This window comes from Streptomyces angustmyceticus, assembly GCF_040701845.1.
Classification (GTDB): Bacteria; Actinomycetota; Actinomycetes; order Streptomycetales; family Streptomycetaceae; genus Streptomyces; species Streptomyces angustmyceticus_A.
The window spans coordinates 37,286-57,877 of the sequence record NZ_JBFBHQ010000020.1; the positions used below are offsets into that span (position 1 = coordinate 37,286).

General features: G+C 73.4%; 18 protein-coding genes and 1 riboswitch. Of the genes, 5 read left to right on the top strand and 13 right to left on the bottom strand.

Features of this window, described 5'->3' with window-relative positions; genetic code table 11:
• Position 1 precedes the first annotated feature (1 nt).
• Entirely contained in the window at positions 2-1,096 is a 1,095-nt protein-coding gene (gene ribD / locus AB0411_RS28805) for a bifunctional diaminohydroxyphosphoribosylaminopyrimidine deaminase/5-amino-6-(5-phosphoribosylamino)uracil reductase RibD (protein WP_403151198.1), read from the bottom strand.
• A 181-nt stretch (positions 1,097-1,277) separates the two neighbouring features.
• A riboswitch (FMN riboswitch) is annotated at positions 1,278-1,408 on the bottom strand.
• A gap of 173 nt (positions 1,409-1,581) precedes the next feature.
• Between ribD and AB0411_RS28810 the strand changes: the two genes are divergently transcribed.
• Positions 1,582-2,361, top strand: a complete 780-nt coding sequence (locus tag AB0411_RS28810) for an SDR family oxidoreductase (protein WP_366420206.1) — start codon at positions 1,582-1,584, stop codon at positions 2,359-2,361.
• An 86-nt stretch (positions 2,362-2,447) separates the two neighbouring features.
• Here AB0411_RS28810 and AB0411_RS28815 read toward each other — a convergent pair whose 3' ends face one another.
• Entirely contained in the window at positions 2,448-3,725 is a 1,278-nt protein-coding gene (locus tag AB0411_RS28815; protein ID WP_366420207.1) for an ROK family transcriptional regulator, read from the bottom strand.
• A 70-nt stretch (positions 3,726-3,795) separates the two neighbouring features.
• Here AB0411_RS28815 and AB0411_RS28820 point away from each other — a divergent pair, with 70 nt between their 5' ends.
• Entirely contained in the window at positions 3,796-5,025 is a 1,230-nt protein-coding gene (locus tag AB0411_RS28820) for an MFS transporter (protein WP_366420208.1), read from the top strand.
• Between the two features lie 46 nt (positions 5,026-5,071).
• Here the strand turns inward: AB0411_RS28820 and AB0411_RS28825 are convergent, their stop codons facing one another.
• Positions 5,072-5,560: an acyl-CoA thioesterase gene (locus AB0411_RS28825; RefSeq protein WP_366420209.1), complete on the bottom strand. Its 489-nt coding sequence runs from the start codon at positions 5,558-5,560 to the stop codon at positions 5,072-5,074.
• 298 nt (positions 5,561-5,858) lie between these two features.
• Here AB0411_RS28825 and AB0411_RS28830 point away from each other — a divergent pair, with 298 nt between their 5' ends.
• From AB0411_RS28830 to AB0411_RS28840, 3 genes are all read left to right on the top strand, one after another.
• Complete coding sequence (locus AB0411_RS28830; RefSeq protein WP_366420210.1) at positions 5,859-7,232, top strand: uracil-xanthine permease family protein; 1,374 nt, start codon at positions 5,859-5,861, stop codon at positions 7,230-7,232.
• 293 nt (positions 7,233-7,525) lie between these two features.
• Positions 7,526-8,161 carry a DUF5995 family protein gene (locus AB0411_RS28835; protein WP_437043756.1) on the top strand — a complete coding sequence of 212 codons (636 nt, stop codon included), beginning with the start codon at positions 7,526-7,528 and terminating at the stop codon, positions 8,159-8,161.
• Positions 8,162-8,261: 100 nt separating this feature from the next.
• Positions 8,262-9,191 carry a TIGR03619 family F420-dependent LLM class oxidoreductase gene (locus AB0411_RS28840; RefSeq protein ID WP_366420212.1) on the top strand — a complete coding sequence of 310 codons (930 nt, stop codon included), beginning with the start codon at positions 8,262-8,264 and terminating at the stop codon, positions 9,189-9,191.
• A gap of 236 nt (positions 9,192-9,427) precedes the next feature.
• Here AB0411_RS28840 and AB0411_RS28845 read toward each other — a convergent pair whose 3' ends face one another.
• The 10 genes from AB0411_RS28845 to AB0411_RS28890 form a co-directional block, all read right to left on the bottom strand.
• Positions 9,428-9,835 carry a hypothetical protein gene (locus AB0411_RS28845; RefSeq protein ID WP_366420213.1) on the bottom strand — a complete coding sequence of 136 codons (408 nt, stop codon included), beginning with the start codon at positions 9,833-9,835 and terminating at the stop codon, positions 9,428-9,430.
• Complete coding sequence (locus AB0411_RS28850) at positions 9,832-11,538, bottom strand: right-handed parallel beta-helix repeat-containing protein (RefSeq protein WP_366420214.1); 1,707 nt, start codon at positions 11,536-11,538, stop codon at positions 9,832-9,834. The genes AB0411_RS28845 and AB0411_RS28850 overlap by 4 nt, the downstream gene beginning before the upstream one ends.
• 121 nt (positions 11,539-11,659) lie before the next feature.
• Positions 11,660-13,360 (bottom strand): flavin monoamine oxidase family protein, encoded by a 1,701-nt coding sequence (locus AB0411_RS28855; RefSeq protein ID WP_366420215.1) that lies wholly within the window; start codon positions 13,358-13,360, stop codon positions 11,660-11,662.
• A gap of 92 nt (positions 13,361-13,452) precedes the next feature.
• On the bottom strand, positions 13,453-14,268 hold the full coding sequence (locus tag AB0411_RS28860) for a carbon-nitrogen hydrolase family protein (RefSeq protein WP_366420216.1): 816 nt from the start codon (positions 14,266-14,268) through the stop codon (positions 13,453-13,455).
• 243 nt (positions 14,269-14,511) lie between these two features.
• Entirely contained in the window at positions 14,512-14,967 is a 456-nt protein-coding gene (locus AB0411_RS28865) for an Lrp/AsnC family transcriptional regulator (RefSeq protein WP_086719805.1), read from the bottom strand.
• Between the two features lie 10 nt (positions 14,968-14,977).
• A complete protein-coding gene (locus tag AB0411_RS28870; RefSeq protein WP_403151137.1) occupies positions 14,978-16,450 on the bottom strand; it encodes an amino acid permease in 1,473 nt (490 codons plus the stop codon).
• A 378-nt stretch (positions 16,451-16,828) separates the two neighbouring features.
• Positions 16,829-18,292 carry a GuaB1 family IMP dehydrogenase-related protein gene (locus AB0411_RS28875; RefSeq protein ID WP_366420218.1) on the bottom strand — a complete coding sequence of 488 codons (1,464 nt, stop codon included), beginning with the start codon at positions 18,290-18,292 and terminating at the stop codon, positions 16,829-16,831.
• Between the two features lie 189 nt (positions 18,293-18,481).
• Positions 18,482-18,925, bottom strand: a complete 444-nt coding sequence (locus tag AB0411_RS28880) for a barstar family protein (RefSeq protein ID WP_366420219.1) — start codon at positions 18,923-18,925, stop codon at positions 18,482-18,484.
• Complete coding sequence (locus AB0411_RS28885; RefSeq protein WP_366420220.1) at positions 18,922-19,389, bottom strand: ribonuclease domain-containing protein; 468 nt, start codon at positions 19,387-19,389, stop codon at positions 18,922-18,924. Before AB0411_RS28885 ends, AB0411_RS28880 begins: the two co-directional genes overlap by 4 nt.
• 117 nt (positions 19,390-19,506) lie before the next feature.
• A complete protein-coding gene (locus tag AB0411_RS28890; protein ID WP_366420221.1) occupies positions 19,507-20,523 on the bottom strand; it encodes a sugar-binding transcriptional regulator in 1,017 nt (338 codons plus the stop codon).
• Positions 20,524-20,592: the final 69 nt, after the last annotated feature.

Here is a 20,592-nt window from a genome sequence, read left to right on the forward strand (position 1 = left end):
GTCAGTTCTCCTCGTTCAGGGCGTGGCGGATGGGAGTGGCGGTGATGCGCAGGTCGGGTCCGAGCCGTTCGGTGCCGGTCACGTCGAGCCGCAACGCCTGGGCGATGGTGGTGATTCCGGCGTCGCCCACGGCGGCCGGTCCGGCGCCGAGCAGCACCGGGGCGAGGTAGCCGACGACCTTGTCGACGGCGCCGGCGGCGAGGAAGGCCCCGGCGAGCGTGGGCCCGCCTTCGAGCAGGACGGAGCGCACATCGCGCTCGTGGAGGGCCTGGAGCAGTGCGGGGAGGTGCAGGCCGCGCCCGTCGGCGGCGCGCGGCAGTCGGACGATCGGGGCGAGCCCTTCGAGGTGGCCGGCGTCGGCGTCCTCGGCGACCGCGATCAGGGTGGGCGCGGTGCCGTCCAGGACACGGGCGCCGGCCTTGACGGCGGTGGCGCCGGAGTCGACGACGACCCGCAGCGGCTGGCTGATCTCGTCGTCGGCGAGTCCGCTGATCCGGGCGCCGAGCTGCGGGTCGTCGGCACGGGCGGTGCCGGAGCCGACGATGACGGCGTCCGCGGCGGCCCGCAGCCGGTGCACATCGGCGCGCGACTGGGGCGAGGAGATCCAGCGGCTGGTGCCGTCGGCGGCGGCGATCCGGCCGTCGAGGGTGGCGGCGTACTTCCACAGGACGAACGGGCGGCGGCGCAGGACCGAGGTCAGCCAGGCCTCGTTGCCGGCGGCGGCCTCGTCGGCGAGCAGCCCGCCCTCGACGTCGATGCCGGCGTCGGCCAGGGTGACGGCGCCGCCGGTGGCCGTCGGGTTGGGGTCGGAGACGGCGTAGACGACGCGGGTGATCCCGGCGTCGATCAGCGCCTGGGCGCAGGGGCCGGTGCGACCGGTGTGGTTGCAGGGTTCGAGGGTGACCAGTGCGGTGCCGCCGCGGGCGCGCTCGCCGGCGGCGCGCAGGGCGTGGACCTCGGCGTGCGGGCCGCCGGCCCGCTGGTGCCAGCCCTCACCGGCGGTGCGGCCGGCGGAGTCCAGGACGACGCAGCCGACGACCGGGTTCGGGCTGGTGTGCCCGAGGCCGCGCGCGGCGAGCTCGATGGCTCGGCGCATCGCCGCGGTCTCGACGGGGGCTGCGGTGGCCACCGGGTCCTCCTGCCTCTCAGGGCACGGACTCCGGGGGTGTCTGGACGACAGAAAGCGGAACAACACCACGGGAACACCGCGCCGGAAAGGAGAACCCGTCCGGAAAAACCGGACGCGCCGCCGACGGCGGTGTACCGAAGCTGGCCCGCCGCGCACTGCCTCCCATCCGGACTTTCACCGTCGGTGCAGGAATTTCACCTGCTCAACCGGCCGCTGGCTGCGGACGGGTCGCGGACTGTTACCGCCGGTTCGGAATTACACCGACCCCGGAGTGCGCTGCTGCTCTTATGTCAGTACAGCTTCAGTCTGCCACGGCCGGTAGTCGCCCATGCGGGCGAAGCGCTGTGGGCTGCCTCACAGCCCTCCGGCGCGCCGCGTGTCACAGAGCGGCCCGCGTGCTTCGTCATAACGGAGACGTACGCATCCCTTCTCCCCTCAAGGACTGATCCGCGATGGCGACAATTCTGGTGACCGGCGGCACCGGCACCCTCGGGCGGGCCCTGGTCGACCGGCTGCTCGGCGACGGCCATGACGTCCGGTCGCTGAGCCGGCGGCCGCACACCGGCACGGCGCGGCCGCGGCCGCGGTCGTACGCGGTCGACCTGCGCGACGGGACGGGACTGCCCGAGGCGCTGGCGGGCGTGGAGACGGTCGTGCACTGCGCCTCGACGCCGTCCGGCGGGGACACCGAGGCCGCGGGACGGCTGATCGAGGCGGCCAGGGCGGCGGGCGTGGCGCACCTGGTCTACATCTCGATCGTCGGCGTGGACCGGGTCCCGATCCGCTACTACCGCACCAAGCTCGCCGTGGAGCGGCTGATCGAGGGCTCCGGCCTCGGCTGGACGGTGCTGCGGACGACGCAGTTCCACGACCTGGTGCTCGACGTGATCAAGGCGGGCGCCCGGTCGCCGGTGCTCCCGGTGCCGACGGGCGTGCGGGTGCAGCCGGTCGAGGTGGGGGAAGTCGCGGACCGGCTGGCGGAGTTGGCGACCGGCGGGCCGGCCGGGCGGGTCGCCGACATGGGCGGCCCCGAGGTGCTGGACGCCCGGGATCTCGTACGGGCCACGCTGGAGGCGGGCGGGCGGCGCCGGCTGCTGATGCCGCTGTGGTTGCCGGGCGCCTGCGCCGCGGCACTGCGCCGCGGCGGCAACCTCGCCCCGGAACACGCCGACGGGCGCCGGACCTACGCCGAGTTCCTCGCGGCGCGCAGGGGGGAGGCGGCGCGGCGCTGACCGGCCGCCGCGTGCCGTACGTGCCACACGGCAGGGCGGGGGCCGGAGTTGCCGCGGTCGGCGCGCTCCCGGCCCCCTCCCCCGGGTCAGCCGGCGGGCGTGAAGAGTTCGTCCTGAGCGGCGTCGCGGGCGGCGAGGACGGCGCCGCGCAGCACCGCCCGCCCGCCGACCGTCCCCGCGCGCACATCGGTGCGCAGCGGGGAGAGCCGGGCCAGCTGTCCGGCGACCCGTCCGGCGAGCTCCTCGCCGCCTCGGCAGCCGATCTCGCCGCCGAGGACGACACACCCGGGGTCGAGCACGGCACACACCGCCGCCACGCCGAGGGCGATCCGCGCGGCCAGCGCGTCCAGGAAGGCCGCGCCCGCGTCGCCGGCGGACAGGGCGGCCCGCACGACGGCTTCGGCGGGCGGGGCGTCGGCATCGGCTTCGGCCTCGGCGGGTGGGGCGACGGCGTCGGACGAGGGTGCGGTCGCGGGCCCCGGCCCGGTGCCGGGTGCGGCGGACAGGCCGTGTTCCGCCGCGAGGGCGCAGATCGCGGCGGAGCCGGCCAGGGAGTGGAAGCCGCCGTCGCAGCCGCTCGCCGTGGGCAGGGCGGCGGTGCCGGGGACCGGCAGGAAGCCGATCTCGCCGGTGCCGCCCGAGGCGCCGCGCCGCAGCGTGCCGTCCAGGACCACGGCGGCACCGGTGCCGTGGCCCAGCCAGAGCAGGACGAAGGTGTCGCGGTCGCGGGCCGCGCCGTCGCGCTGCTCGGCGATGGCGGCGAGGTTGACCTCGTTCTCCAGCAGGACGGGGACGGCACGCCGGGCGCGCAGCTCGCCGACCAGCGCGGCATGCCAGTTCGGGATCCAGTCGGTGCCGCCGAGCCGCCCGGTGGCCGGGTCGACCAGACCGGGGGCGCCGACGGCGATGGTGTGCGGCTGGTGGGCGCCCGCGGCGGCCAGGGACTTGTCCATGACGGCGAGGGCGGTGGCGACGGCCGCGCCGGGCGTGTCGTCGGGGCCGATGGGGACGGTGCGTTCGTCGCGCACCTCGCCCAGGAGGTCGGCGACCGCGACGGTGACGCTGTGGGTCCGCAGGTCCAGGCCGACGAGATGGGCCCGGTCGGCGACGATCCCGTAGAGCCGGGCGTTGGGGCCGCGCCGCTGCGCACCGCTCTCGCCGACCACGGCGATCAGCCCGGCCTCCTGGAGACGTTCGACGAGGTCCGCCACGGTCGGCCGGGACAGGCCGGTCAGCGACTTGAGCTGACCTGCCGTCAAGGGTCCCTCGGACTGCAGGAGTTGCAGTGCCAGTCGGTCGTTGATGAGCCGTGCGGTGGCCGGAGAGGCGGTGCGGCCGGCCGCTGCCGTGCGCGGTGCATGCATGACGTGAGTCTTTCATCCCGGCGGACGAACACCCTTATTATCAGGCAGGGTTCCTGATAGTTTACGCCCCATGACTGGCAACGGTGCCTCCCAGGACGTCACCCCGCTCCCCCACGCCGAACTGCGCCGCGCGCGGCGGTCCGTGGCCCTGGTGTTCCTCGCCCACGGCGCGGTCACCGGCAACTTCGCCACCCGCATCCCCTGGATCCAGGACCACACCGGGATCTCACCGGGCCAGCTCGGCCTGGCCCTCGCGTTCCCCGCGATCGGCGCGTCCCTGGCGATGCCGCTGGCCGGCCGGATCAGCCACCGCTTCGGCGCGCGCACCGCGCTGCGCGGCCTGCTCGCCCTGTGGACCCTGTCGCTCGTCCTGCCCGCCCTCTCCCCCGACGTGTACGCACTGTGCCCGGCGTTGCTGCTGTACGGCGCGGCCTCCGGGATGTCGGACGTCGCGATGAACGCGCTGGGCGTGGAGACCGAGGACCGGCTCGGCAAGCCGATCATGTCGGGGCTGCACGGCATGTGGAGCGCGGGCGCCCTGCTCGGCTCGGCGGCCGGTACCGTCGCCGCGCACGCCGGGTGGGACGCCCGGCTCCATCTGGCCGGTGCGGCACTCGTATTGACCCTGCTCGGCGCGCTCGCCTGCCGGGGCGTCCTGGATCTGCGCAGCGCCCCCGAGGAGCATCCGCCGCCGCGCTTCGCGCTGCCGCCGCGGTCGGCGCTGCTCATCGGGGCCATAGGGTTCTGCGCGGTCTTCGCCGAGGGCGCCGGCCTGGACTGGTCGGCGGTCTACCTCCGCGACGCACTGGGCACCGACGCGGGCCTGGCGGCCGCGTCGACCACCGCCTTCGCCTGCACCATGGCCGCCGCGCGGCTGGCCGGGGACAGGGTGGTGGCGCGGTTCGGCGCGGTGCGCACGGTGCGGGCCGGCGGGGTGCTGGCGGCGACCGGCGGCCTGTTGATCATCGCGGCGCGGCATCCGGCCATGGCGATGGGCGGGTTCGGCCTGATGGGCCTCGGGATCGCGGTCGTGGTGCCGCTGGCCTTCGCGGCCGCCGGACGCAGCGGCCCGGCACCCAGCCAGGCGATCGCGGGCGTCGCCACGATCACCTACACCTCCGGGCTGATCGCCCCGTCCGCGATCGGCGGTATCGCCCAAGCGACGTCGCTGACGGTGTCGTTCGCGCTGGTCACGGCGCTGGCGTGCGGGCTGGTGGTGGGCGCGCGGGTACTGGCGGTGCCGAGCCGTACGGCGTCCGGCACCGCCGCCGCACTGACCGGCGATCTGGAACGGTCATGAGCCCGGCGGCTCGACGGCGGCGGTTCGACGACGGCCCGACGAGGGCTCAGGCCGCGTCCGCCTCGGTGCCCGCGTCCGGCTCCTCCGGCCGGAGGAGCCGGGCCGCGAGGGTCCGGGCGCGGTCGGACCAGGGGGTGGGGCGCAGCGTCTGCGCATCGATGCGGACCAGCACCCGGTGCCCCTGGGCGTAGGTCTCGGTCCCGTCGGCCGAGCAGAGCCGGAAGCCGTAGGTGAGGCCGGTGCGCCCGAGGCGGGAGACCCACAGGTGCGCCGCGTAGCGACCCGGCCGGGTGACCGGACGCTCGTAGGAGACGCGCATCTCCTTGATGACGTTGCACATGTCGCCCGCCGCGGCCCAGTCGCCGTCGAAGCCGAACCCGTGACCGTGCCAGTACTCCGCCCAGGCGCGCTCGGCCAGCAGCGGGTAGCGGGAGTTGTGGAGCATGCCGAGCGCGTCGAGGTCGTCGAAGTGGACGGTGACGGGGACCAGTTCGCCGTACGGGACGGTGGTGGTCTGCAGGGCTTCGACGCTCACGGGTGGTGCTCCTGGGGTCGGGGTGCGCCGGCGGGCGCTGTAGAGATGGATGGTGCTGGTGATACGGGTGGGGCTCCTGTGACGAGCCGGAACCATCGTAAGCGGCTGCTTAGCATGCTCGGTCCGGCGGGATGCGGGGCACCGTGACCAGGGCCGGAGCGGGCCGCGGTGGCGAGGGCCGCCGTGACGGAGGCCATAGCGGCGGCCAACCGGGATACATCGTGAGGTAGCGGGATGAACCGGATTTACCCCGCACTAACATTGCCCGGTCATCACCGTGTGAAGAAGTGGAGCAGTCATGGGCCTCGGCGTGCGCTGGACCGTGCATGGCGACGGGCGCAACCCGGCCCCTGGAGCAGTGGTCAGGCCGGATGAGCGGCTGTCGTGGCCGCGCACCGTGGGCCTGGGCGCGCAGCATGTCGTCGCGATGTTCGGCGCGAGTTTCGTCGCCCCCGTACTGATGGGGCTGGACCCCAACCTCGCGATCATGATGTCCGGTGTGGCGACGGTCATCTTCCTGCTGGCCACCCGCGGCCGGATCCCCTCGTACCTGGGCTGTTCGCTCTCGTTCGTCGGGGTCGCCGCCGTGATCCGGGCGCAGGGCGGCACCAGCGCCACCGTCACCGGCGCGGTCCTGGTCGTCGCGGTCGCCCTGTTCCTCGTCGGCGTGGCCGTCCAGCGGTTCGGCGCGCGGATCATCCATGCCGCGATGCCGCCGGTGGTCACCGGCGCGGTGGTGATGCTGATCGGCTTCAACCTGGCGCCGGTGACGGCGCGCACGTACTGGCCGCAGGACCAGTGGGTGGCGCTGCTGACCATGCTGTTCACCGGGTTCGCCGTGGTCTGCCTGCGCGGCTTCTGGTCACGTGTCGCGATCTTCCTCGGGCTGGTCTTCGGCTACGCCGTCTCCTGGGTCTTCGACCGGGCCTTCGGGATGATCCACTCGGTGGACGGCTCGGGGAAGGTCACCGACCACTGGCGGCTGGACTTCTCCGCCGTCGGCAAGGCCGACTGGATCGGGCTGCCGCACTTCCACGGGCCCAGCTTCCAGTGGTCGGCGATCCTGGTCGCGCTGCCCGTCGTGATCGCGCTGGTCGCGGAGAACGCCGGACACGTCAAGGCCGTCGGCGAGATGACCGGCGACCCGCTGGACGACAAGCTGGGCACCGCGATCTCCGCCGACGGCGCGGCATCGGTGCTCTCCACCGCGCTCGGCGGCCCGCCCAACACCACGTACTCCGAGAACATCGGCGTGATGGCGGCGACCCGCGTCTACTCGACCGCCGCCTACTGGGCGGCCGCCGGCTTCGCGCTCCTCTTCGGCCTGTGCCCGAAGTTCGGCGCCATCGTCGCGGCGATCCCCGGCGGGGTACTGGGCGGCATCACGGTCATCCTGTACGGCATGATCGGCCTGCTCGGCGCCCAGATCTGGGTGCACAACAAGGTGGATCTGCGCAATCCGCTCCATCTCGTGCCGGTCGCCGCGGGCGTCATCATCGGTGTCGGCGGGGTGAGCCTGCGGATCAGCACCAACTTCGAACTGAGCGGCATCGCCCTGGGCACGATCGTGGTGCTCACCGGCTACCACGCGCTGCGCGCCTGCGCCCCCGCGCACCTCAAGCCGCAGGCGCCGCTGCTGGACGAGGGCACCTCGTCGTACGACAAGGACTGACCCGGCGGCAGCCGGCCGGGACCGGCGGCGGGCGAGGACGGCAGCCGGCCGAGCCCCGGAAGCGGAGTCGGCGGCGCGCGGCACAACGAGGCGCGCCGCCCGTTACCCCGTTCCGGTCAACCGCCGCGCGCACACCTCTCCATGCGTAACCGGACTGTCACGCTGAGTGGATGACCACCACTCGGCGCTCCCCCCTCCGCGGCCGGCCCGACCCGGCCGCGGGCCCCGCCGCCCGGCCCCCCGCCAGCCCTCATACCGCGACCACCACGAGTGTCGCGGAGGTACTGACCCGGATGCGGGCGCTGGCCGCCGCGCTGCCCGCCGAGGACGGGGTGGCCGTCTTCAACGGGGTCTATCTGGCCGTCACCGAGGCCGTGGCGCATCGCCTCGGGGGCGGCGGGTTCCAGGACCCGGCGGCCGCGGGCGAGCTGGACCTCCGCTTCGCGCGGCGGTACTTCGACGCGGTGGACGCCACCGCCGCCGGGCTGCGGCCGCCGGCCTGCTGGCGGCCGCTCTTCCAGCTCCGCCGTCACCCGGGGGTGCGTCCGTTGCAGTTCGCCCTGGCCGGGATCAACGCCCACATCGGCCACGATCTGGCGCTGGCGGTGCTGGACACCTGCCGGGCGCTGGAGTGCGAACCGGCCGCGCTGGAGGCCGACTTCGACCGGGTCGGCGAGCTGCTGACGAGCCTGGAGGAGCGGATCCGCGAACGGCTGATGCCCGGTCCCGACGTGCTGGACGTCGCCGATCCGCTGACGCATCTGATCGGATCGTGGAGCCTGGACAAGGCCAGGGACGGCGCCTGGGCGGCGGCCAGGGCGCTGTGGAGCGTGCGCCGGCTGCCGGAGGTGGCCGAGGAGCTCACCGAGCGGCTGGACGCCGGGGTGGGACTGGTCGGGCGGATGCTGCTGACTCCGCTGCCCGGCTGAACCCGCCGGACGCCCCGGCCGCCGTGCCACGACGCATCCCCGGAACTCCCGTACGGCGGCGGTACGTTGACCGAGGGGGCCGATACGAAGGAGTGCAGCTATGGCCGTCCGGCTCGGTCTGGGCCTTCCGCAGATGCGGCAGTACGACATCGGACGCGACGTTCCCGCCGTCGCGCGGGCCGCGGAGGAGGCCGGCTACGAAAGCCTCTGGGTCTTCGAGCGGATCCTGTTCCCCGAGCCCGCCTCCCAAGGGCTGTTCGGCGTCCCGGGCCTCCCCTGGCCCGACGCGTACCGCTCGGTGGCCGACCCGCTGGTGACGCTGGCCCTGGCCGCGGCCGCCACGGACCGGGCGCGGCTCGGCACCAGCGTGCTCATCGCCCCGCTGCACGTCCCCTTCCAGCTGGCCCGCGCTCTCGCCTCGCTGGACGCCGCGAGCGGCGGCCGGGTGGTCGCGGGCTTCGGCACGGGCTGGTCGCTGGACGAGTACGCGGCCGCCGCCGTCGCCCCGTTCGAGCGGCGCGGCGCGGTCCTCGACGAGCTGATCGACGTCTGCCACGCGGTGTGGGGCCCTGACCCGGTGGCGTACGAAGGGGAGCTGACGACCATCGCCCCCTCCGTCGTCGGCCCCAAGCCGCGGCGGCCGATCCCCATCCTGCTGCCCGCCAACAGCCCGCGTGCGCTGCGCCGCCTGGTCGACCGGGCGGACGGCTGGATGCCGGTCGGCGCGGGCGCCGAGGCCCTCGCCCCCCAGTGGCACAAGCTACGGGAACTGGCCGCCGAGCGGGGACGCACAGCGCCGGTGCACACGGTGCTGCGCGTGAACGCGCGGCACACGGCCAAACCGCACGAGGGCCGGGAGCGCCGCCCCTTCCAGGGCAACGTCGAACAGATCGTGACGGACCTGGCCGCCCACGCCGCGGTGGGCATCGAGGAGATCCTGATCGATCTGCAGGACGGCGCCCGCAACGCCGAGGAACTGACGGCGGTGGCCACGGAGGTGTATGCGGCGGCGCGGGCGGGTGGTGTCTAGGGCCCGTCGCCGGCTCTTGCCGTCGCCCCCCTGTGGTGCGGCGCCGCCGCGGCGTCGTGTCACATCCGATGCGTTCCGGGGAGCCGCTGCCGGTCCCTCCGCGCTCCGTCCCTTCGGACGCCTTTCCTGGTCGCCTTCTCGGCGTTCGCGCTCGTACCCGGTCGGCCCCCACCCGGGCGGCGCGCTGCCCGGCCCGGCGTCCGGGCGCCCGGAACGGGTGATGGCGCAGCCGCCGGTCAGCCGAGCCCCGTCAACCCCTGGATCGCCGTACGGGCCCACTCCTGTGCGCCCACCGCCGTGCCCGTCGCCAGGCCGGTCGCGACCGGGGCCAGGGCTCCCTTGAGGAGGGCGAGTGCGCGGCGGAGCCTGGTTTCCTCGGGGGGTTGCGGACCGGTGATCTCCGCGAGGACCTCCGCGGCCGCGGACTCGGCGTCCTCGCGGTCCTGGTCGGGGAGGCCGGCCTGCGGCAGGTCCCCGAGGAGGGCGGTGATCCGCTCGGCGAGTGCCTCGAAGCCCGGGGCGACGGTGCTGTTGTTCTGCTGGTTCTGGGTGGCGGTGTCGTTGTTCCAGGCGAACTGGGCGCCCGAGACGGTGCCGTGGAACACCGGCCCGTCGTGGTGGTGGACGTGCTGTGGCTCGCTCATGTGCGGGAACCGTCCTCGTTGGTCTGCTGCTGGTCGGCGTGGTTGTTGTTCCAGGCGAACTGCGCACCGTGGACCGCGGCGTGGAAGACCGGGCCGTGGTAGTTGTTGATGATCGTCGGCGGGGGCGCGGGCGGCTCGGTGGTCCGCCGGACGACCGGCAGCGAGGTGCGGAGCGCGACCAGGTCGACGCGGCCGTTGTCCTGTACGGCCACGCCGCGGGTGCCGCGTACGGAACAGTCCACCAGCCGGCCGCCGCAGGTGTCGTCGAAGCTCGCCCCGGCGGCCGCGCAGTCGGCGAACTCGCTGTCCGCGACGTCCAGGTAGGCGGAGTCCTTGCCGCAGAGGCCGAACGCCTCCGAGCCGGTCACGGTGAGGTGGCGCGCGACGAGCTTCGCCTTGCCGAAGCCGATGGCACCACCGGCGCTCACCGCCGCGACATCGCAGTCGTGCAGGATCAGCTGGGCTTCCTCGCCCGCGCCGAAGCCCAGCAGCCCGCGCTCCGCCGAGACGTTCGTGAGCGTGACCCGGGACTGGCCGAGGACGGCCGCGGCCGCCATGTCGAAGTCGCGGAACACCGCACCGGTGACGACGGCCGTGGTGCCCGCGTTGCCCCGGGTGTCCAGTGCCGTCGGGCAGCGCTCCACCCTGACCTGCGTGAACTCGGCCCGGGACGCGTCGTATACCCGCAGCGCGGTGCCCGTCAGATCCTCGATCCCGATCCGGGTGAAGCTGCCGCGGGCGGCGTCGGTGACGGCGATGCCGACATTGCCGTGCGCGATGCGGCAGCCGTGGACCTGCGGGGCGCCGCCCTGGGTCGAGAACACCGCGACGTTGCCCGCGCCGACGACCTCGCAGTCCTCGAACCTGCCGCGGCCCGAGGTCTGGACGTTGATGCCGGTGTCGCGGCAGTCGGTGAACACACAGCCGCGGACCACCGGGTCGGCGCCGCTCGCCACCCCGATCCCGTGGTGCGCATCGGTGACGCGCGTGCCGTCCACCGCACCCCTGGACTGCTCGATGAACATCAGGGCCTCGGCGTGCACGGCGTTGATCGCGCAGCCGGTCACGGTGAGCTCGGCCCGGGTGTCGGCCATGAGGGCCGCCTTGCCGGTGCCGGTCAGCTCGCACCCGGTGACCCGCGCACGTGCCTCGCTGACCCGCACGCCGTGGATCCGGCTGCCCGCGATCCGGCTGTCGTGGACCGAGACGTCGGCGCCCTCGATCACCGCCACCGCGTTGTCGGCCGCGTCGGTGAACCGGCACCGTTCGATGTGCCCCTGGGCCCCCGCGAAGAGGGTCCGGCCGTAGAGGACCGTGCTGTCCCGGAGCGTCACGGACGTGTGCGGCCGCGCGTGCACCCCGACGCCGTGGTGCGCCCGGATCTCGGTGTGCTCCAGCGTGAGCGTTCCCGTATGGCAGCCGACCACGTCGGCGTCGCGGCCGGTCAGCACGAGTCCGTGGACCCGGACCGCCCCGAAGGTGTCGAGGACGGCACCGCGCGGCCGGCTCACCACCACCGAGCCCGGACCGCCGGCCGCGACGAGGCGGACCTCGCCCCGGACGGTGAGGGCTTCCTCGTAGCGGCCGGGCGCGATCTCGATCAGGGCCGCCCGGCCCCGGCCGGCCGCGGCGGCGAGGGCGGACGTGATGTCGGGGTGGGTGCGACGCCCGCCCTGCGGTGAGACGACGTACTTCGCGACCATTCGCGCCATCCCCCACGCAGCCGAACCGGAGCCGTCGATGTTACCCGCGGCGCGGCCGGCTGCCCCGCCCTTCGCGCGGGTTCCGCCTTCGCGGCGGGGCGGGGCCGGTGGTGAACGCCGTTCAGTCCTCGGGCAGTTCGACCGGTGCGATCTCGTCGTAGACGTCGCCCGGGCCCGGGTTCGAGGCGTCCGTCGCGCCGCCGAAGTGGTGCATCACGCCCCACACCGCGTTCAGCGCGGTCTGTACGGCACCCTCGGCCCAGCCCGCGGTCCAGGAGATGTCGTCGCCCGCGAGGAAGAGGCCCCGCTTGTCCTCGGGGAGGCGGTCCTGCATGAAGTGGGTGAACAGGCGCCGCTGGTAGCGGTAGTGGCCGGGCAGGTTCGCCTTGAAGGCGCCCATGAAGTAGGGCTCGTTCTCCCAGGAGACGGTGACCGGGTTGCCGATGATGTGCTTGCGGATGTCGACCTTCGGATAGATCTCCGACAGCGACTTCAGCATGACCTCCATCCGCTCGTTGGCGTCCAGCGGCAGCCACTTGAGGCTGTCGTCGCACCAGGTGTAGGAGAGGCAGATGACGGCGGGCTCGTCGGGGCCGTTGTCGAGCAGGTAGGTGCCGCGGGTCATCCGGTCCGTCAGCGTCATCGACATGACGTCGCGGCCGGTGTCCTCGTCCTTGTCGAGCCAGAACGGCCGGTCGACGGGGACGAAGAGCTTGCTGGACTCCATGTAGTGAGTGCGCTCCATCGCCGTCCAGTGGTCGATGGGGAACAGCGCGTCATCACAGTCGATCTTGCTCAGCAGCATCCAGGACTGCGCGGTGAAGACGGCGGCCTCGTAGGTGCGGATGTCGCCGTCGGCGTCGGTCACCGTGACGTGGTTGCCCGCGGTGCGGTGCAGGCGGGTCACCGCGGGCCGCGGCGTCCCGTCGTGCAGCGACGACAGCGAGGTGCCCGGCGCCCAGTGCACGATCTTGGCGGGCTCGCGCTCCCACAGGCGCAGCGGCAGCTGCTGGCTGCCGCCGACGATGCCGCGGTGGTGGTCGTCGGCCTCGGTGTAGACGACCCGCAGGATCTCCAGGATGGAGTTGGGGAAGTCGGTGTCCCAGCCGCCGGTGCCGAAGCCGACCTGGCCGAAGATCTCGCGGTGGCGGAAGGACTTGAAGGCCGTCGAGTCGCAGAGGTAGCCGTAGAAGGTCTGGTTGTCGAACTTCTCGACGAGCCGGGACCAGATCTCGCGGATGCGCGGGACGTCCCGCTCGCGGATCGCGGTGTTCATGTCGGAGAAGTCCGCGCCCTCCTCCAGGCAGGCGTTCCAGGCGTCCATGACCTGGTGGTAGACCTCGGGGAGGTCGTCGACCGTGCGGGCGTAGTGCGATTCGCCCTTGAGGTCGACCACGGTCGACGGGGTGTCCGCCGCCAGCGGGTTGGGGAACGGCGTGGTCGCGAGGCCCACCAGGTCGATGTAGTGCTGGAGCGCCGTCGAGGACGGCGGGAAGCGCATCGCGCCCATCTCGGCGGTCAGGCCCGCGGCGTCGGCCGGGGTGCCGTCGAAGCCGACGGTCCGCAGCCGGCCGCCTATCTGGTCCGCCTCGTAGACGACGGGCTTGAGGCCCATCTTCATCAGTTCGTAGGCGGTGACGATGCCGGAGAGGCCGCCGCCGATGACCGCGACCTCCTTGCCGTGCTCGGTCGCGGGGACCTGGCCGAGGCCCGCCGGGTGGGCGAGGAAGTCGTCGTAGGCGTACGGGAAGTCCGGGCCGAACATGGTGATGGGCGGCTGGGCATCCGCGTGGTGGGCGGCGGTGGGCACCGTGGACGTCATGGGGGGCGGACTCCTTGCAGACAGGGCACAGCAGGCAGGGCGGCGCGGGCCGGCGGGCCGGCCTGCGGCGGATCGAGGGGGGCGGGGCGGGGTCAGGTCAGCGGGCCGTACAGCTCCGGCCGGCGGTCGTGCAGATACGGGTTGTCCCCCCGGGACTCCTTCAGGAAGGCGGGGTCGACCTCGGCGCGCACCAGCTGTTCGGTGCGGCCGGCGCGGGTGCGCACGACACCGTCCGGACCGGCCAGGCAGCTGAGGCCGACGAACTCGAACTCGCCCTCCGCGCCGACCCGGTTGATGTACGCGACGTACATCTGGTTCTCGAAGGCGCGGACCGGGACGACGGATTCGGCGACGAACTGGAAGGGGTGCATCTGCGCGGTGGGCACCAGCAGCAGATCGGTGCCGGCCAGCGCATGGGCCCGGACGTTCTCCGGGAACTCCACGTCGTAGCAGATCAGCAGGCCGATCCGGAGCCCGGCCAGCTCGGCCTGGACCACGGCCCGCTCCCCCGGGGTGAACCACTCGTGCTCGAAGCAGCCGAAGAGGTGGGTCTTGCGGTAGTTCGCGAGGCGCTCGCCGTCCGGGCCGATGAGCTGCGCCGAGTTGTAGACGGCGGCGCTGTCGGGCTCGTCCTGCGCGGCGCGCTCGGGGTAGCCGTAGAGCACCGCGAGGCCGTGCTCGGCGGCGATCTTCCCGATGGCCCGGGCGCTGTCACCGTCGGCGGTCTCGGCGAGGCGGTGCACGTCGGCGCCGATGGCGTAGCCGGTGAGGAAGAGCTCGGGGCAGGCCAGCAGCCCGGCGCCGGTGGCCGCGGCCGCACGGGCCGCGTCGTCGAGGACCCGCAGGTTGCGCGCGACATCGCCGGGCCGGCCCGAACTCTGGAGCAGGGCGGTGTGCAGCGACGTCATGGGACCCCTCGGCGAGGACGGTGCGGGTGGACGCATTGACGGTACGGTCCGCCGACGATCCCGGACAAGGCGCCACCATTGCGCGCCGAGGGACGATTCATTGCGCGTTCAAGTGACTGTGCGGTGATTCGTTGCGCCCGGCTCGCCGCAACCTGCTGATCGGTGCGGATCCCGGCCCGCGGGGCGCTTCGCGGGGCGGTCGGCGCGGCCGTCGCCATGGCGTTCACCGGGGCCACGGCGCCCCTAGCCCGGCGCCCCCGAGCTGAACCGCCGCAGCAGCGGCGAGAGCACCAGGACGGACTTGGTCCGCTCCACGAACGGTTCGCCCGCGATCCGCTCCAGGACCCGCTCGAAGTGCCGCATGTCGGAGGCGAAGACCTGGACGACGGCGTCCGCCTCACCGGTGACGGTGGAGGCGGACGCCACTTCCGGGTAGCGCGACAGGCCGCGGTGGATCGCCTCGGGCGAGGTGTTGCGGCGGCAGTAGATCTCGATGAACCCCTCGGTTTCCCAGCCGAGCGCGGCCGGGTCGACGCGGACCGTGAAGCCGGTGATCGCGCCGTCGGCCCGCAGCCGGTCCACCCGGCGCTTGACGGCCGGCGCGGAGAGCCCGACCTCCTGGCCGATGTCGGCATAGCTGCGGCGGGCGTCCTCGGCGAGGGCGTGGACGATGCGTTCGTCGAGATCGTTCAGTCGCACTGCGGGTGGATCACTTCTCTGCGGTGGCCAATCGGGAGCGGCGCAAGCCGTAACCGAAGTAGACCACAAGGCCCACGACCATCCAGACACCGAAGACCACCCAGGTCACGGTGCCGAGGCTGCTCATCATGTAGAGGCACAGCAGGAAGCCGATCGCCGGGAAGAGCGGCGAGAGCGGGGTGCGGAAGCTGCGCGGCATATCGGGCCGGGTGCGGCGCAGCACGATGACGGCGATGTTGACCAGTCCGAAGGCGAACAGCGTGCCGATGCTGGTGGCGTCGGCCAGCTGGCCCAGCGGCACCGCGGCGGCGAGGATCCCGCAGAACAGCGAGACGATCACGGTGTTGGCGCGGGGCGCACCGCTCTTCGGGTGCACCTTGGCGAACACCTTCGGCACCAGCCCGTCCCGGGACATCGCGAAGAGGATGCGGGTCTGGCCGTAGAGCACGGTCAGCACGACGCTGGCGATGGCGATGACCGCGCCGAAGGCGAGCAGCACGGCCCAGAAGCTCTGGCCGCTGACGCTCTTCATGATCCCGGCGAGCGCGGCCTCCGAGCCCTCGAACTTCTGCCAGGGCATCGCGCCCACGGCGATGGCCGCGACCAGGCAGTACAGCGCGGTGACGATCACCAGCGAGAGCATGATCGCGCGCGGCATGTCGCGCTGCGGGTTCTTGGCCTCCTCGCCCGCGGTGGAGGCGGCGTCGAAGCCGATGTACGAGAAGAACAGGGTGGCGCCGGCGGCGCTGACGCCCGCCATGCCCATCGGCATGAAGTTCGCGTAGTTGCCGGAGCGCACGCCCTGCACGGCCACGCCGCAGAACAGCAGCAGGGCGACGATCTTGACGAGGACCATGATGGTGTTGGCGCGGGCGCTCTCCTTGGCCCCGCCGAGCAGGAACACCATCGCCAGCAGCACGACCAGCAGCGCCGGCAGGTTGAAGACGCCGCCGTCACCGGGCGGCTGGGACAGCGCGTCCGGGATGGTGATGCCGATCGTGCCGTCGAGCAGTTCGTTGAGGTACTGGCCCCAGCCGACGGCGACGGCGGCGACCGAGACGCCGTACTCCAGGATCAGGCACCAGCCGCAGACCCAGGCGACCAGCTCGCCGAGGGTGGCGTACGCGTAGGAGTACGACGATCCGGAGACCGGGATGGTGCCGGCCAGCTCCGCGTAGGACAGCGCGGAGAACAGGGCGGTGATGCCGGCGATGACGAAGGAGATGATGACCGCGGGCCCGGCGTCCGGGACGGCTTCACCGAGGACCACGAAGATGCCGGTGCCGAGCGTGGCACCGATGCTGATCATGGTCAGCTGCCACAGGCCCATCGAGCGGCGGAGCGTGCCCCCCTCGCCCTTGCCGCCCTCGGCGACCAGCCGCTCGACGGGCTTGCGCCGCATCAACCGGGTGCCGAGTCCTCCGGGGGAGGGCGGTCGGGGGTCGCTGTCCCCTGCGGGTGGGGATGCGCCGTGCTCCAACACTGAGGTGGCTCCTTTATCGCTGCCGATCGGATTTCGTACGGAGCGCGGCGACCGGCAGCGGTCGGAAGACGGGCATGCCGGAGCACCCCGCAGCAGGAGACCGCCGAGCAGACGGACTCCGTCACTCCACGTACAGCGCTTGACCTTACGGGCCGCCGCTGACCTGCCGTAATGCAGCTTCCTTGCGCAACAGCGAAGGATCATTGCGCACCGGTGCAGGGGGCGGCCGTTCGTTGCGCGCCAGGGTCCGATCGTACGTGTTCCGCGGTGCGGGACGGACCGGGGGCCCGGGTTCCGGAAACGCGGCCGGCCCCGCACCCGAGGGGGTGCGGGGCCGGTCAGCGGCGGCGCCGGAGGGGCGTCACACCCCGTGGCGGGTCAGTTCCAGCTGTCGTGCAGCGGCTTGCCCTCGGCGTACCCGGCGGCGCTCTGCACCCCGACCACGGCCTTGTCGGCGAACTCCGCCAGGGAGCCGGCGCCCGCGTAGGTGCAGGAGCTGCGGACACCCGCGATGATCGAGTCGATCAGATCCTCGACGCCGGGCCGCGCCTGGTCGACGAACATCCGCGAGGTGGAGATGCCCTCCTCGAAGAGGGCCTTGCGGGCCCGGTCGTAGGCCGACTCGTCGCTCGTACGGTTGCGCACCGCACGCGCGGAGGCCATGCCGAAGCTCTCCTTGTACGGCCGGCCGTCGGCGGTGTGCTGGAGGTCACCGGGCGACTCCAGGGTGCCGGCGAACCAGGAGCCGATCATCACGTTGGAGGCGCCCGCGGCCAGCGCCATCGCGACGTCGCGGGGGTGGCGCACCCCGCCGTCGGCCCAGACGTGCTTGCCGAACTTCTTCGCCTCGGCGGCGCACTCCAGGACCGCGGAGAACTGCGGCCGGCCCACGCCGGTCATCATCCGGGTGGTGCACATCGCGCCCGGTCCGACGCCGACCTTGATGATGTCCGCGCCGGCCTCGATCAGGTCCCGGACGCCCTCGGCGGCGACGATGTTGCCCGCCACGATCGGGACCTGCGGGTCCAGCCCGCGGACCGCCCTGACCGCGTTGATCATCGACTCCTGGTGGCCGTGCGCGGTGTCCACGACGAGCGTGTCCACACCGGCTTCCAGCAGCGCCTTGGCCCGCCCGGCCACGTCGCCGTTGATGCCGACGGCGGCCGCGATCCGCAGCTTGCCGTTGGCGTCCGTGGCGGGGGTGTACAGGGTGGCGCGGAGCGCGCCCTTGCGGGTGAGGATGCCGACCAGCATGCCGTCCGCGTCGACCGCGGGCGCGAGCTTGCGGTTGGCGGCGTCGAGGCGGTTGAAGGCCTCCCGCGGGTCGATGTCCGCGTCCAGGACCAGCAGGTCCCTGGACATGACCTCGGCCACCTGGGTGAAGCGGTCCACCCCGGCCAGGTCGTGCTCGGTGACGACGCCGACCGGGCGGCCCCCCTCGACGACGATGCCCGCGCCGTGCGCCCGCTTGGGCAGCAGCGCCAGGGCGTCGGCGACGGTCGCGACCGGGGACAGCACGATCGGGGTGTCCAGGACCAGGTGGCGGCGCTTGATCCAGGTGACGACGTCGGTGACGACGTCGAGCGGGATGTCCTGCGGAATGACGACCAGGCCACCACGACGGGCGACGGTCTCGGCCATCCGGCGGCCGGCGATCGCCGTCATGTTGGCGACCACGAGAGGGATGGTGGTACCGGTCCCGTCGTGGGAGGAGAGATCCACTCCCTGGCGGGAGCCCACGGCGGAGCGGCCGGGCACCATGAACACATCGTCGTAGGTCAGGTCGTAGGGCACCGAAGAACTCTCTTCGAGCGCGCCGTTCTTCGGATTGAGGAATCGCATACGGCCAGGATACGGGCCCTGACCAGGGCTCATGCGATAATCCGAGCCATCCCCCGGCCGTGTGTGCGATCCGCCAAACGCGCCGTGACGGCGGAGGGGGCCGCCCCGGAACGGGGGTCCGCGGGCGCCCGGACGGGCCGCGCCGCATCGCCGCCGGTCAGGCCCGGTGCACCGCCGCCGGGACGTGCCCTAGACGCCCTGCCGGTCCCGCCCCCTGGCCATGATCACGGCCAGGCCGGTGTCCGTGTCCCGCCAGTAGCCCACCGCATCGGCCAGTACACCCTCGACGACGCTCCACTCGTCCGGCGCCGCGGCCGCATAGCCCTGCCAGCCCGTCACCACGAGCAGCCGGCCGCGGCCGGCGGGGCACCAGGACAGATCGGTCAGGCAGTCGGCGAGCGCGTCCCAGTTGCTGCCGAACCAGTCCGGCAGCCGCAGGGCGCGGGCGCACCGGTCCATGAAGGCGGCCTTGTCCGCGACCCCCTCCAGGTCCAGGGACGCACCGGTCCAGCCGGCGTCCCGCGCGGCGGCCAGCGCCTGGGCCACCGAACGCTCCGCGGGCCAGGGCAGCACCCCCGCGGGCGTACTGCCGTCGAGCACCGCCGCGAGCGGCCTGGGCACTGAACCCGTCATCGGAGCACCGCCTTGAAGGTCCGGTAGTGGTCGTCGGTGTAGTACGTCTCGTGGCTCCGGCCGGTGACGAGCCGGCGGGCCCCGCGGTCCGGCGAACCGGGCGTGGGCACCGTGTACTCGTGGTAGTGACCGCGCGGCTGACGGGGCAGCAGCCGCTCTCGGTTGCCGAAGACGGTCCCGTCCTGCGGGTACGGGAAGGGTCCGCCGGCGTCGATCAGCCGGAGGGTGTGCCGTGCCTGCGGGGGCAGCGCACCGGCCGGGACGGCCGGCATGCCCCGCGCCCAGTCCGGCACGCCGGAGCGGCTCGGGGCACCGGCGGCCGACGTGGCACCGGACCGCGGCGCGGCGGACGAACTCCCGCCCGCGCCACCGCCCGTGGCACACCCGGCCAGCACCAGGAGCAGCCCGGCGAGCAGCGCGCCGAGGACGGCGGCAGCACGGCGCGGGGCGGAGCGGATCACCATGCGCCGATGCTGTCACAGGGCCGCGCAGCCTGCTCGTCGGTACCGCGCCAGGGGTGGCCGGGACGGGGCGCGGGGCAGGTGCGCACGGCGGCCGCGCGGGGGCCCGGCCGCCGGAGGTCACGCCCCGTCAGGGTCCGCCCGGTCCAGTGCGGGGCGCGGGCCGGGGCCGGTCTCCAGCAGCAGGTGGTCGGCTGCGGCGGTGTCCGTGACCAGGCTCGTCACCAGCCCGGAGCGCAGCACCGCGCCGATCGCGTCGGCCTTGCGCCGGCCGCCGGCGATGGCGACGACCTCGGGGATCCGGCGGAGCCGGTCCGCCTCGACGGTGATGCAGCGCTCGCCGAGGTCCCGGCCGATCCGGCGGCCCTGGGCATCGAAGAGGTGCGCCGACATCTCGGCGGCCGCGCCCAGCGAGGCGTAGTGCTCCCGCTCCTGCTCCGACAGCATGTCGTAGACCGTCGAGACGCCGGGCTCCCAGGAGCCGATGGAGACGCAGGCGACGGTGACCTTGTCGAAGTAGTCGAACGCACGGGCGATGCCGGTCTGGCGGCGCAGCGCCTCGGCGGTCGCCGAGTCCGGCAGCAGCATCGGCGCATAGATCGGGTGCGCCTCGCCGCCGGAGACATCGGCCGCCCGGCGCACCGCCTCGACCGAGCCGCGGTCGGCGGTGCCCGCGTCGTACACACCGGTCAACTGCACGACGGTGCACGGCGGAAGGCGGTGCAGCGCGGCCGCCATGTGAATGGTCGACCGGCCCCAGGCCAGTCCGAGCACGTCTCCCTCGGTGACCAGCTCGCCGAGCAGATCGGCCGCGACCTCGCCGAGGTTCTCGGGGTCGGCGGCGTCCTCGGGCGGGGTCTGGCCGCCGAAGGCGGGGGGAGCGTCCGCGGGCGACTCGACGACCACCGCGTGGCGCAGGCCGTAGCGGGCCCGCAGGGCGTCGGAGCGTTCGGCGTCCAGTTCGGAGGGCACCCGGATCTCGATCCGCACAAGATCACGTTCCAGGGCGGTCTCCAGCACGCGCGCGACCTTGAACCGGCTGACGCCGAATTCCTCCGCGATCTGGATCTTCGACTTGCCCTCAAGATAGAAACGGCGGGCCATGGCCGCGGCCTGCACCAGCTCGGCAGGGCCCATTCCGGACTGTGGGCGGCTGGCTACCACGAAATTCTCCCCTTTTGCGCATGTGATCGAGTCTTTGCTCAT